9 protein-coding genes are annotated in these 13,758 nt (G+C 66.4%); 2 read left to right on the forward strand and 7 right to left on the reverse strand.

What is annotated here, in order from left to right; all coding sequences use genetic code 11:
- The first annotated feature begins 38 nt into the window (after nt 1-38).
- On the forward strand, nt 39-1,244 hold the full coding sequence (locus E5673_RS11775; RefSeq protein WP_136190153.1) for an MFS transporter: 1,206 nt from the start codon (nt 39-41) through the stop codon (nt 1,242-1,244).
- Here the strand turns inward: E5673_RS11775 and E5673_RS11785 are convergent.
- From E5673_RS11785 to E5673_RS11795, 3 genes are all read right to left on the reverse strand, one after another.
- Nucleotides 1,213-4,425: a histidine kinase dimerization/phosphoacceptor domain -containing protein gene (locus E5673_RS11785; protein WP_247599363.1), complete on the reverse strand. Its 3,213-nt coding sequence runs from the start codon at nt 4,423-4,425 to the stop codon at nt 1,213-1,215. The two genes, E5673_RS11775 and E5673_RS11785, sit on opposite strands and share 32 nt — an antisense overlap.
- Before the next feature lie 183 nt (nt 4,426-4,608).
- Nucleotides 4,609-5,052, reverse strand: coding sequence for a hypothetical protein (locus tag E5673_RS11790; protein WP_136190155.1), 444 nt, complete (start codon nt 5,050-5,052; stop codon nt 4,609-4,611).
- A 95-nt stretch (nt 5,053-5,147) separates the two neighbouring features.
- Complete coding sequence (locus tag E5673_RS11795; protein ID WP_133019800.1) at nt 5,148-5,339, reverse strand: hypothetical protein; 192 nt, start codon at nt 5,337-5,339, stop codon at nt 5,148-5,150.
- A 273-nt stretch (nt 5,340-5,612) separates the two neighbouring features.
- Between E5673_RS11795 and E5673_RS11800 the strand changes: the two genes are divergently transcribed.
- The gene (locus E5673_RS11800) at nt 5,613-6,329 is read left to right on the forward strand and encodes a 2OG-Fe(II) oxygenase (protein ID WP_136190156.1); all 717 of its coding nucleotides are present in this window, start codon (nt 5,613-5,615) and stop codon (nt 6,327-6,329) included.
- Between the two features lie 150 nt (nt 6,330-6,479).
- Here E5673_RS11800 and E5673_RS11805 read toward each other — a convergent pair whose 3' ends face one another.
- The 4 genes from E5673_RS11805 to E5673_RS11825 form a co-directional block, all read right to left on the reverse strand.
- The gene (locus E5673_RS11805) at nt 6,480-7,202 is read right to left on the reverse strand and encodes a L,D-transpeptidase (protein ID WP_247599364.1); all 723 of its coding nucleotides are present in this window, start codon (nt 7,200-7,202) and stop codon (nt 6,480-6,482) included.
- Between the two features lies 1 nt (nt 7,203).
- On the reverse strand, nt 7,204-10,080 hold the full coding sequence (locus tag E5673_RS11815) for a filamentous hemagglutinin N-terminal domain-containing protein (protein WP_247599365.1): 2,877 nt from the start codon (nt 10,078-10,080) through the stop codon (nt 7,204-7,206).
- Between the two features lie 57 nt (nt 10,081-10,137).
- On the reverse strand, nt 10,138-11,820 hold the full coding sequence (locus tag E5673_RS11820) for a ShlB/FhaC/HecB family hemolysin secretion/activation protein (RefSeq protein ID WP_136190157.1): 1,683 nt from the start codon (nt 11,818-11,820) through the stop codon (nt 10,138-10,140).
- A gap of 547 nt (nt 11,821-12,367) precedes the next feature.
- Nucleotides 12,368-13,750, reverse strand: coding sequence for a PepSY domain-containing protein (locus tag E5673_RS11825; RefSeq protein ID WP_136190158.1), 1,383 nt, complete (start codon nt 13,748-13,750; stop codon nt 12,368-12,370).
- Between the last annotated feature and the right edge of the window lie 8 nt (nt 13,751-13,758).

Genomic DNA, 13,758 nt, shown 5'->3' on the forward strand with positions numbered 1-13,758 from the left:
TCGTCGCGCGTAGAGACGGCAGCTACAGGAGTTTGCCAATGTCGTCCCCCGTTCGTCCCATTGCTGCTGCGCCGCCTGGTGCCAAGTCCGCAGGGCATGGCCTTGCCGTGCTGCTGCTGGCGATCTCCGCGTTCGTCATCGTCACGACCGAGTTCATCATCGTCGGCCTGCTCCCGAGCCTGTCGCGCGACCTCGGCATCTCGATCACCGTCGCGGGGCAACTCGTGACGCTGTTTGCGTTCACCGTGATGCTCGCCGGCCCGTTCCTGACCGCGGTGCTGTCGCATTTCGAGCGCAAAAAGCTGTTCGTCGTGATCCTCGTGATCTTCGCCGCCGCCAACGCTCTCGCCGCGGCCGCGCCGGATATCTGGGTGCTGGGCGTCGCGCGGTTCCTGCCGGCGCTCGCCCTGCCGGTGTTCTGGGGGACGGCAAGCGAGACCGCGGGCGAACTCGCGGGGCCCGAGAAGGCGGGCAAGGCCGTCGCCAACGTCTATCTCGGGATTTCCGGCGCGATGGTGCTCGGCATTCCGCTCGGGACGCTCGCATCGACGGCATTCGGTTGGCGCGGTACGTTCTGGGGACTGTCGGGACTGTCGCTACTGATGGCAGTGCTGCTGCTCGTCGTGATGCCGACGCTGGCCCGCCCCGCGCGCGTCAAGCTGGCCGAACAGGCGCGCATCCTGAAGGACCCGTATTTCCTCGGCAACGTCGTGCTGTCGGTGATCGTCTTCACCGCGATGTTCACGGCCTATACCTATCTCGCCGACACGCTGGAGCAGATCGCGCACATTCCGGCGGGGCAGGTGGGCTGGTGGCTGATGGGCTTCGGCATCGTCGGTCTCGCTGGCAACTGGCTGGGCGGACAGTTCGTCGGCCGCGGACCGTTGCTGGTGACGGCGATCACGTCGCTGGTGCTGGCGGTCGGCATGGCGGCAACGACGTTGGTCGCGGGCTCGCATGCCTGGCTCGCGGTGGCGCTCGCCGTCTGGGGCATCGCCAACACCGCGCTCTACCCGATCTGCCAGGTCCGCGTGATGCAGTCGGCGAGCCACGCGCAGGCACTGGCCGGGACGCTCAACGTGTCGATGGCCAATGCCGGCATTGGTCTAGGCGCGATCATCGGCGGCTCGGTGATCCAGCATCTCGGGCTCGGCGCGGTCGGCTATGTCGCCGCCGCGATCGCCATCCTCGCGGTGCTCGTCACGCCGGTGGTCAACCGGTTGAAGACCCGGAGCATCGCGTAACGATCGGTTTTTGTGCGGGAATTAACGCACCCGTCTGGACCCCACATTCTGTCTCCGCGCGTTCGACCCTTCCGTCATCAGGAACCCAGCCATGCCCAAAGTCTCGACCACGACCGACTATGCAGAGCGCGATGCCAGCATCGTCATCAACAGCTACACGACGGTGCTGCGCCGCCCCCGCGTGCCGCACGAGGTCTTCGCGACCTATTGGCGCGACGTCCACGGTCCGCTGTGTTCGCGCATTCCGGGACTGGGCTGGTACGTCCAGAACCATCTGAACCGCGAGCAGGACGCGCATCTCTGGCCGGTGATCGACGGTATCGCGCCGTTTGCGGACTATGAACTCGATGGCGGGGTCGAGATCGGCTTCGCCTCGAAGGCGGATCAGGACGTGTTCAATGCCGCGAGCCACATCCTGTTCGCCGACGAACAGAACATGTTCGCCGCCACTGTCGCCTATGCGCTGCCGAGCGGATCGCGCACGCTGGTCGACCGGATCGCGGATCCGATCCCGAATGGCGACGACGGCTTCGACCGGATCCACGTCCATTTCGGCGCGGCGGGCGACGATGCGGACGCGTTTGGTACGTTCATGACCGAGTTTGCCCGGACGCTCGCCGCGGACCCTGCGGTATTGAAACTGCGGCTGCACTTGCCGGACCGCTACGACAACGCCGAACCCGCGCCGCCCGCACCCAACGTCGACCACCTCGTGCTGGCCGAGCGTGCGCTGATCGCGGTGATCGAACTGGCCTTCGAGAGTCCGCTCGCACGCCGCGCTTTCTTCGAGTCCGACATTTTCGTCGCCACGCAGGGCGCGCAGAAGGCGAACATCGCGCATGTCCAGGCGTTCGCGGTGAGCGGCGTCTACACCTATGTCCGCGACAAGCAGCTGACGACGGCCGGCCTGCGGGGCAGCCGTCAGGCGCAGTTGATCGAGCGGCTCGGCGCCAACAACCAGGTCGCGGACGACGTGCGTCACCTGATGCATACGGGCTCGACCGAGTAGCGGATCAGGCGTGCGGGAGGTCGTCGTTGATCGGCGCGCCGATGGTGACGCGGAGGCCGGGATCGTTGTCGGCCTCCTCGATCGTGCCGGACAGCCGCGCGACCATGGACATGAGCATCCGCGACCCGAACCGGTCCCGGAACTCGCCTTGCCCCGACCGCGATCGGCGACGATCAGGCGAAAGCGGTTGCGATGCTGTTCTAGCGCGATCGTGATCGGTCCCGATGCGCCGGCATAGGCGTATTTGTTGGCGTTGATCACCAGCTCGGTCAGGATCAGTCCGACGCTGACCGCGCGGTCGGTGGAGATCAGGATCGGCGCGAGTTCGAGTTCGATCTGGCCGCCCCATGACTTGTCCATCGTCGATTTGATCTCGGTACACAGGTCGCCGATGTACCGCGCGAGATCGACCGCCTGGACGTGCTCGTCCGAGTGCAGTCGGCGGTGGACCATCGCGACCGCTGACGGCCGTCGCTGCGCCTCCGCCAGGTGCGCGGTCAGCACGTCGTCGCCGACTGCCCGCGCCTGAAGGCCGAGAAACGCGGAGACGAGCTGCAGGCTGTTCTGGACGCGGTGATGGACCTCCTTGATGAGATAGTCCTTCTGCAGCAACAGGCTCTCATTGTCGGCGATCGTCGCGGTCAATTCGCGGTTCACCTCGAACAGGCGACGGTTCTGGCGCGCGTCGAACATCGTCCGCTTCAGCCGCCCGGCCGCCTCGATCTCGAACAACGTCCACGGTACCGATCGGCCGCGAACCGCCTCGCTCCAGCTTTCGAAGGAGGCGCGCGGTGTCAACGGGATGTGAGGATCGACGCCTAAATCCTTGTGCGGGTTGCCCGCCCAGTTCATCACCTCGATCTGCTCGGCACGAAACCAGATCAGGATCGTCGGCTCGTCGGTCGACATCGTCACCGCGAGAACGCCGCTGGCGAGATCCTGGAAACCGGTGGCTGCGGGCAGCTGTTCCGACAGCCGATCCGTCGAGAAGGGGAGCGCCCGGCCGAGATCGATGACATGATCGGCGACCGCGCGGATGTCGTCATGGCGCGGCGAGCGGCCGGCGACGAACAATTCGGTCCCGCGAACCGCCGCGAAACTGTCGGCGCCCAGCATCCGGCACATGTCGTCGCCCGCGGTCGCGAAGAAGCCGGCGAGCGATATGTCGCTGCCGAGCCGAAGCACGACCGCGTCCTCCGCGGTACGGAGGCGAATGCGCTCGCGGTAGAGCTCCGCATCCTCCTTCGCGCGGATCTGGCGGGCAAGGCTCCCGGCGAGCGCACGGCAGGCCATGCGGACATGCAGTGGTAGGAACTTCGGTGTCGGATGGTGGCAGGCGACAAGGCCCCACAGCGCGCCGTCGCGGACGATCGACACCGACGCCGACGCCGCGACGCCCATGTTGGCGAGATATTGTAGGTGGACCGGCGATACGCTGCGCAGCGCGAGATCGCTCATGTCGAGCGGCGTCGCGCCTGCTGGACGTAGCAATGCCGGTTCATAGGCGATGTCGGGAATGATGCGGACGCGGTTTCGCACGTACAGCGCGCGCGCCTGTTTCGGGATGTCGGACGCCGGGAAATGCTGGTTCAGGAAACTGCCGAGCGCGGGATCGCGGTCCTCGGCCAGGACGACCCCGGCGTCATCGTCGAGAAAGCGGTACAGCATCACCCGGTCGAAGCCGGTCAACTGGCGGAACGTTCTCGCCGCGCGCTCGCACAGTTCGCGTAAGCCAAACGCCTGTTCGAACGTTGCCGCGGCTTCCTCCATCTCCACCAGAACGTCGATCGGGGACGGCATCGCTAGGGGGGCGGGCTCGAGTTCGACGACGATGGTGTTCGATATGCGGTGTGCGATTGCGTCGAACGGCGTTTTGGTGCCGACCGCCCGCGTGAGCACAACCGTGCTGGCGTTGGGCTTGGCCGCGAGTTGCGCTGAGACGGGCTGGCCGAGAAGATCGTCGAGGTTCGCGCCGAGCCAATGCGGCGCAAGCAATTTTTCGATGTCGCCCGCGCCCGCCATGATCTTGAAGGTGCAGGCGTCGGCGACGAGGACGAGGCCGTGCGGCTGGATCGATCCTGGCCGGTGGATCGGTTCGCGGTCGCAGGCGGAAACGTCCGGGCCGTGCGATCGTGCACCGCCATCTATCGCCTCGGGTAGAGAACCAGGCATGGCGTGTGCAATCCAGACGGAGGCGATCCGACACCGTAATGGGCCGTATCGTTACGCTAACGATACAGAAGCCGTCGGTAGGATCTTGTCAACGACCTGGATCAGCCGGAGGTAGTTATTGCGTTGTCGATACCGAACTAGCGCCACAGTCTTGAGTTTCTATTATACGCTGGGATCGCTGGACTATCGTGCGAAGCAAGCGTCCATCGCCACGATCCGCGCTGCACCGTCGGTATGCGTGGCGTCACCTGGATAGTAGCGCATCGTTACCGCGAGCTTCGCCAGTTCGTCTCCGGTGAGCCAGCCCTGGATCTTGCCCTGTTGTACCGCCCAGCAATCGGCGGCGGCTTCGCCCGGCCCGAAGATCTGGTGCGCGCATTCGTGCGTGTACCAGAAGAGTTGCTGTGCGCGCGGCAAGTCGAGGACGCGCGGGTGGAGGATGATGCGACCCTTGTACGCGGCGGCGATGTCGTTGATCGGCTGGATCATCGTGTCGACCGGTCCGCAGGTCGCGCGGTAGCCGGCGAGCAGGAGCGCGCCCGGCAATACCACCGTCTGCGCGGCCGAGGGTTGCGGGATGACTGCGAGGAACGCCGCGGCGGCGCCGGCGAGAAGATTTTTGAACATGACTATCCTGGCCCCGCGAGGCGCGAGGACGAGCAAGAGCAGAATGGGGGACGTCGGTGGGTTGCGCTGGCGTTCAGCGCGCGACCCGCGAGCGGCTACCGAAAGCGCTCGGTCTCCCGGTTCTTGATCCGCTGCGAGACGCGCTGGTCCTGTGCTTCCGCGGCAACCGCCGTCGCCATCGCGCAGGCAGCGCCGCGCTGGAATGCGGCGGTCGAGCGCGGTCTATCCGCCAGGGGTGCGCGCGTGCCGGACCGCAGTCCCGCACCCACGAGATACCTCGTGTTCATGAATAATCTCCGCCGATGTCGTTCAATCGCGTCACCCAAGGCTCACGCCGGCAGCGGAGCGGGGGATGTTCCCGAACTCTTCGGTAGGTGCGACTTATGCGCATCCATGAGGGCTGCGGTTCGCGATGTAGTCGCGCAACCGGCCTAACCTATGTTGGTCGTACAGGATAAACGTCGGTTGTCTGATAAGGATGCACGTTGTACGAAACTTAACCTGCTTTATAGATCCAAGTCACAATCCATATCGTGATTCTTGTGAGTATTGCGGACTTGATGACTAATATTGAAAGCCTGGGCGCCAATTCGTACGCACGATCCACCGATCGTCGCGATGGTCAAAGCGAAGCGCTTGGCAGGGCGAACTCTGCCGAGCAGGTGCGCGATCGGATCCTGTGCTATCCCGGCGCGGTCCGGATGCCGGCGAACGGCATGGAGCTTTATATCGTTCGCGATTTTCTCACGCTCGACGAATGCGCCGCGGTGATCGCGCTGATCGAGGCCAATCGCGTGCCGTCGCCGGTCGTCGGCGATGCCCCGGTGTCTCCGCACCGCACCAGCGAGACGTGCTACCTCTATCCCGGCCCCGCGCCCGTGACCGCGGTCGAGACCAAGCTCGACCTGCTGACGGGACTCGAGCCGCGCTACGGCGAGGCGTTGCAGGGGCAACGTTACGCGGTCGGGCAGGAGTTCAAGCCGCATCACGACTTCTTCGATACCGAACAGCCCTATTGGCTGGATCAGGTGACGATGGGCGGCCAGCGGACCTGGTCGGCGATGACCTTCCTCAACGAACCCGAGGCTGGAGGGCGCACGAACTACCCGACCGCGGGGGTGATGATCGCGCCGAAAGCAGGCAACCTCGTGATCTGGAACAACATGGACGAGTATGGCGCGCCGAACTCGGGGTCGCTCCACCAGGGAATGCCGGTCGAGCAGGGCGTGAAGTACGTTCTGACGAAATGGTACCGCGAACGACCTTGGTGCCAGTGAAGTAGGCCCTCCTAATCCTCCCCCGCTAGGGGGAGGTGGCTGGCTTTTGCCAGACGGAGGGGGAGGAAAGGGCAACACCGGTTCCGTGTCCGCCCCCTCCGTCACCTGCGGTGCCACCTCCCCCTGGCGGGGGAGGATTAGCAAGATCCGCTACTTCTCGCTGACCGGAACCGCAAACACGCTTCGCAACGGCTTGGTCTCGGGCAAGATATAAACAATCCCAACCGTGCCGGTGAACAACGGCTTTACCACCCCATCGTAAAATCCCGGCGGCACGTTTACGCAGCCATATGAGATCCGGTTGTCGCTCGGTGTCGCCGATGCGAGCCGTCCGGCGCGATCGTCGACGCGGCGACCCTTGATCACGCGGTGCAGCGACAGCGCAGCATCATAGTCGATCCACAGGATATCCTGTTCGAAATCGCGCCCGAGCGAGGCCTGGAAGCGCCCTGCCGGCGTGGTGCGCTCGGCTGGCGTGATCGTCGCTAGCTTGCGCTGGCCGATACCTGGCACGGTGGCGTCGCCGCGCGCCATCCCGAGCAACGCCGGCGCCCGCCCGCGTAAATTGCCGCTGCCATCGAACGCGAGCACGACTGCATTCACCTTGTCGATCACGACGAACGGCAGCGCGTGATTGTCGTGCGACGTCGACACCCAGTTCACCGTGTCGCGCACGTCGTCGGACGTCGCCACGCCGCCGAAGCGGCCGGCATCGTCCGGCGAGGCGGTCGCGACAATAGCAGCCGGCACGGGGGACCCCGCGATGCCCGGTGCCGCCGCGCCGCTTGCAACGATGCCCCAGCCGAGCAGTGCCTGCCAGCGCGAAAACCAGCGAGCGGGCGCCGAGACGCCGCGCCGCGCGGTCCCGATCATCTCAATGACGCGCCTGCTTCCGCGGATAATTGGGCACGGCTGGCGTATTGGGCGGCGTAGGCTGCACGAACGGGCGTTCGACGACCGGTTGCACGACCTGCGGCGTTTCGGGTGTTTCTACGATCACGGTGCCGGGCCGTTCTGGCGTCGGATACGTCACGCCACCCTCGACGACCTCGATCGTCGGCGGCGTCGGGATACGCACCGTCACCGGCGGAACCTCCAGAAACGGCCGCGTAGCATTCGGTAGGTTCGGAACCGGGGTAACGGGCGGTGTCGCGGTTGGGGGCGGCGCGAGTACTGGCGGAGGCGTCGGCGTTGGTGCCGGTGCCGGTGCCGGTGCCGGAGCAGGCGCTGGTGCAGGGGCGGGCGCTGGTGCCGGGGCAGGCGCAGGAGCCGGAGCTGGAGCCGGAGCTGGAGCCGGGGCCGGAGCAGGCGCTGGTGCTGGAGCAGGCGCTGGTGCCGGGGCAGGCGCTGGTGCTGGTGCCGGAGCGGGCGCTGGTGCCGGAGCGGGCGCTGGTGCCGGGGCAGGCGCCGGTGCCGGTGCAGGCGCCGGTGCTGGAGCGGGCGCTGGTGCCGGAGCAGGCGCCGGTGCCGGAGCGGGCGCTGGTGCCGGAGCGGGCGCCGGTGCTGGAGCGGGCGCCGGTGCCGGAGCGGGCGCCGGTGCTGGAGCGGGCGCCGGTGCTGGAGCAGGCGCCGGTGCTGGAGCAGGCGCCGGTGCTGGAGCAGGCGCCGGTGCTGGAGCAGGCGCCGGTGCTGGAGCGGGCGCCGGTGCTGGAGCAGGCGCCGGTGCTGGAGCGGGCGCCGGTGCTGGAGCGGGCGCCGGTGCTGGAGCAGGCGCCGGCGCCGGTGCTGGAGCAGGCGCTGGTGCTGGAGCAGGTGCCGCAGCCGTGATCGTCCCGGTCGTCCGGAACCCGGCGACGCAGCACGAACTCGCCAGCGCATATTGGTTCGCGTTCGCGCCGGTCAGCGTGTAGCCGCTGAAGCTGACGCCGATGCCCGTGCCTTCGCCAGTGCTGTCGAACGTCGCGGTCGCATTCGGGCCGGCGACCAGCGATACGCCGGTCGGCGTCCCCGAGGTGCCGTTGGTGTTGAACCCGCTCAGCACCGCCGCATTGGTGCCGTCGGCGACCTTCTGCGCGGTCGGGAACAACAGCATCCGCTGGGTGATCGCGGCGCCCTCGGTCAGGACGAACTCGGTCGAGAAGTCGGTCGGCGTGGTGTAAGAGACCGGGTTGTAGTTGATCGACACCGGCGCCGCGGTGACGGTGGTCGGTGGCGACAGCGCGGAGAACACGATCGTGCCGCCGTTGACGCCCGGCCCGGTGCCGTCCGACCCAGCGATCAGCGTGAGGCCTACCGGCAGGCCGAGGCTCTGCGCCGGAATTGTCGTGCCGCGAGTCAGCGTGACCGCCGCATCGATCATCACGTCATGGCCGGCGCACAAGGCGATGTTGCCGTCGGTTGTCGTGATCGCGTGAAACACCTGCACGTTCCGCCCGGCGTTGAGCAGGATGCTGCCGTTGGTGGTGGTCAGGTCCGCGTTGACGTTCACGTCGCGACCGCAGCAGGCGACGATGTTGCCGTTGGTCGCGGTGATCGGCGCGTTGATGTTGACGTCGCGAAACGCGTTCATCGTCAGCGTGGTCGGCACGCCCGACGCGGTCCAGGCTACCGCGTCGTTGACGAAGATGTCGCCATTGCCGGTGGTCGTGTCGCCCGCCGCGGGGATCGTGCTGATCGTGATGCTGGTCGTCACGAGCTGCGCCGACAGCGTCGCGCCCGAGATGTTGCCGCCCGCGCCGATAACGTAATCCTGCGGATCGATCAGCCACATGCCCGTCGCGCCGGACCGCGCGAAGGTCGACACCTTGGCGCTGTCCGCAACGTTGACGGTCGCCGCCGACGTCTCGATGAAGCCGCCATTGCCGCCGACCGGCGCGCTGGCGTCGAGCGTACCGGCCAGGCCGACCGTGCCGGTCTTCATGTCGCCGAGCAGCATGATCGTGCCGCCGCGGTTCTGCAACGTGCGTGCCTCGACGATGCCGGTGTTGTTGACCGCGGTGTGGAGCAGATCGCCAGCCCCTTGCGCGGTCATCACGACCTTGCCGCCGTCGGCGCGAATCAGCCCGCCATTGCGGACCAGCGCGCCGACCGCACCCTTGTCGACCGCGACGTTGAGCAGCCCGTCGCCCGCAACGTCGAGCGTGATCGCCTCGCCGCCCGCCAGCACGACCGTGCCGAAATTCGCCTTGATCGTGCCGCCGTTACCGACGTTCGCGCCGAGCAACGCGACATAGCCGTTCTTCGCAGTGATCGTGCCGTCGTTCTGCACGCTCGCGCCGCTCGTGCCCGCGAAACTGTTCTTGCCCGCGAGGAAATCAGCGTCGGAAATGTTCAGCGTCGAGGCCACCAGCCCGCCGACGTTGACGTTGGCCGTCTGGCCGAACAGAATGCCGTTCGCGTTGACCAGGAACACCTTCCCGTTCGCCGACAGATTGCCGAGGATCACCGAAGGGTCCGAGCCGAGCACACGGTTCAGCGCAACCGAGCTGCTGGTCGGCTGCTCGAAGACGACGCTCTTGCCCTTGCCGATCGAGAAGGACTGCCAGTTGATCGCCGCGCGGTCGCTGGTCTGCGTCACGGTCAGCGAATTGGTACCGGTCGCGATGCTTGCCTGGCCCGCGACGACCTCACCGCCGGTCGGGAGCGTCTGCGCCTCGGCCGGACGCGCCGCCACCGTGCCCGCGAGGCTGAATCCGATCAGCCACGCGAACCGCGCAAGGCCGGTCGTGCCGAACAAGCCGCCGCGCTTGATGCGCGTGACGGTGGGAGCGGGGCGACGGGTGTTTCTGATCGACGAAGGGATGGGGGTCATGTGCGGTATCCTCGGTGGCGGCCGATGGCCGCTGAATTTCGGGGGGTGCTGGTGCGCTCAGAACGTCTTCGAGAGCTGGAACCAGGCGCGGCCCGACTTGTCGGGGGCCGACGTCGCGTCCTCGTCGCCGAGCTTTCGCGCATAGGTCGCCTTGGCGGCGATACCGTACGGTCCCGCCCAGCTCAGCCCGGCGCCGTATGCGCTGCGCTTCGCGTGGTTCGATCCGTCGAAATACGGGTGCTTGACGTAATCGACCTCGCCGACGTCGACGAACCCGAACAGCTGAAGCGCACCCGGCACGACCTGCGGCAGGGCCAGTCGCGCCTCGGCGGTGGCGACATAGCCCTGGTCGCCGTACGCCTCGCCCTCCGGATAGGCGCGCACCGCATAGGCGCCGCCCAGCTCCATCTTCTCGGAAATATCGAGGTTGCTGAACGCGATCTGCCCGCGGGCGGAGGCGAACAGCGACAGCGGCCCGGCGATCGTCTGCAATCGCGCGAAGCTGAACTGCACTTTCCCGTAGCTGCCGTCGGTGCGTGCGGTCAGCGCATCGACCGAGCGCTCATAGGCGCCGCGAATGTCGAGATTGCCGACCGAATAGCTTAGTGAATACGCGCTCCAGCCGCCACCGAGCAGCGTGTCGTGCTCGTCGCCGCTCAGTCCTGCGGTGACGACCTGCGCGCGGCGGAAAGTGGTGACGTCGACGATGCCGATCTTGTCCTCGAACCATTTCACGTCGCCACCGAGCGTCACGTACAGATTGTTGTCGCGCGACCGGATCAGCGGATAGCTCGCATAGACGCTGGCGACGTCGGCGTTGCCGCTGCCGTCGAGGCTGTCAAATTCCTTGCCGAGCGAATATTCGAGATGCGCGAACGCGACGCCGAGCGTGACCTGCCCGATCGGTGCCTGGTACGACGCGCGACCATAGGCCAGCCCCGAGAACGAGGTCAGCGCGCGCAGGCTCAGCACGTCGCCCGAGCCGGTCGGGTTGTTCCAGTTGACCACGCCGCCGACGCGGTAGGCGCCGGTGTAGCGGTTGCCGGCGTTGTCGGCCTCGACACTGCCGGTGATGCTCTGGCCGGGGGTGATCGCGACCAGCAGGTCCGACGTACCGACCGCGGTGCCGGGGCTCAGCGTCGATGATACGCGCACGCCGGGCAGGTCCGACAGCATCAGCAAGCGGCGCTCGAGCGGCGCGACCGCGACCGGATCGCCAACGTCGAGCCCGGCAAGGATGCCGTTCGCGACGCTGTCGGAAAGTCGTGACTCGTTCTTAACGCCGACCGCGCCGAAGCGTGCCTCGATGACGGCGATCGTCACTGCGCCGCTCCGTACGTCCTGTGCGGGCAGGTAGGCGTTCGCGACGAAGTAGCCGCGGCTGGTGTAATAGGCGGTGATCCGCGCGGCGAGCGTCTTCAGGTCGGACAGGTCGAGCTCGCTGTTCGGCGTGAACTGCGACGCGGCGATCAGGTCGGCCTCGGGAAACAGCGTCGCGCCGGTCACGCGCAGCGACCGCACGAGCGTCTTCGGGCCACCGGTCGCGGCAACGACGACGGGCGTCTTGTGCTCGAAGCCGAAGTCGGGTGCGGGCGTCTCGTTCAACGGTACGGGCGGGATCTGCTGTAGCTGTCCACCAGCGCCGACGGGCACCTGCGCCTGCGCCGATTGCGTCGAAATCAGCAAGGCAGCCGGGCTCACAGCCGCAAGCGCGGCCGCCCAAAGGGTCGACTTGTACATGAACACCTCGAAAGTCACCGCGGATGGAAGGCACGGGTCTCCCATCCGCAGCAGCGGGAGCCATGTTCAATGAATGTGGGGAGAGCGTCCGAAGCAAGGACGAAGCCTTCGAAGACACTGGAGCCCGATTATGATCGGGTCTCAAGAATCTGTATGCAAACAGGCGTCATGGGGCTGAAACGGTCCGTCGCGACGTTCGCAACGCTTGGCCTATTCCACCATACTTGATCTATGTATGTTACTAAGATCAATTAAAAGATAAATGTATGCTTAATTGATCATTAATTTACAACTATTGCAGTAGAGTAGCAGTCGTGGGCGTGACTGGGGCCTGTTACGTGAGCGTGTAGATGACGTTGACGTAAAGAGCAGGGGGATACTGTCAGTCGGGACGGTCGGCAGCGGTATGCTGTTGCTGGAAGTGGTTAGGCTGCCGCAGGCACGCGTCGTAATCGGCATCCCTCGCACGCGGGGACACGGTACGTCCGCCACCGATTGTTTCGCGGCCGTGGCGCATAGCGTGCCGCAGCTATCCTCGATCGTTCCGCTACCGCTTCACGGCAACGAGCAGGACCAACCGGTCGATCAGGAAGATCACGATCACCGACATGCCCAGGATCGGGAATAGTATCCCGGCGAGAATCAGGATGGCGATGGCGCCCTTGATCCTCGTCGGGGAGACGCGCGCTGGCGCGGCGAGGCGGCCCGTCGGGCGGCGCTTCCACCACATCACGACGCCGCTGATCACGAGCAGCACGATCGCGATGCACGTCGCCAACATCACGAGTTGGTTCGCGAGTCCGAAGTAATTGCCCATGTGCAGCTGGACGCCGAGCTCGATCGCCTTCGCCGCCCAGCCATAATCGGGGTAGCCGACCTCGCGGATCAGGGCGCCGGTCCAGCGATCGAAATACAGTGTACGCTGCCCCTGCGGCTGATCGGGATAGGTGTAGGCCGTATAGACGCCGGTCGGTCCGCTCGGCAGGAACAGGCGATACGCACCCGCGACGTGGTGATTGCGCGTCACCGAGTTTGCGATCCGGTCGATCCCGGCCACCGCTGCATCGTCGCGGACGGCCATGGTCATCTCGTGGCCAGAATGACCGGCATGCTCGGAAGCTGCCGTCGATGTTGGCATGGGCGCGAGTTCCATCGTCCACTGTGCTTCGCCGAGCGCGGTCTTCATCGGCACGCTCGCCGGGGCATTGTGGGTGCGGTTCGATGCCGGGTAGCCGATGCCGAGCGCCGCGGTGCCGCGGTTGAGCAGGTCGCCCTGGATGCCGGCCCAGGGGAGGCCGGTCAGCAGCAGGAACGCGATGAACGCGACGGACCAGACGCCGATCACCGCGTGCAGGTCGCGCCAGAACAGGCGCCCTCTCGCACCGAGCCTGGGATAGAGGATACCCCCGAACCCACCGCGACCGCGCGGCCACCACAGATACACTCCGGTCACGATCAGGACGAGCGCCCAGCAGGCGGCAAGCTCGACGATCCGATCGCCGACCGTGCCGAGCGTCAGCGATCCGTGCATCTCGTCGGCGAACCCTACCAGCGTGCGGGCGTAGATAGTCGAGCCGAGCACGCGGCCCGTTCCCGGATCGACGGCCACGCGGAGCGGCTCGCCGTGATCGGGGATGACGAAGACGACCGCCGAGCGGTTGGGCGCGCCCGGCAGGTCGATCCGGGTTGCAGCCCCCGGATGAGCCTTCAGCGCGGCATCGATCATCCGCGACGGCGGCACCTGCGTTGCATGGACCGCGACGAAGCGCTGCGCCGGATACAGCGCATCATCGATCTCGTCGTTGAACAGATAGATCGAGCCCGTGACGGCGAGGATCAGCAGGAAGGGGGCGACGATCAGGCCTGCATAGAAGTGCCAGCGCCACAGCGCGCGGTATGCTTTCGGATCGACCGAACCGGTGAATGCCATCTGGAAAC

The sequence above is a fragment of the Sphingomonas sp. PAMC26645 genome (genome assembly GCF_004795835.1).
In the GTDB taxonomy this organism is placed as follows: Bacteria; Pseudomonadota; Alphaproteobacteria; order Sphingomonadales; family Sphingomonadaceae; genus Sphingomonas.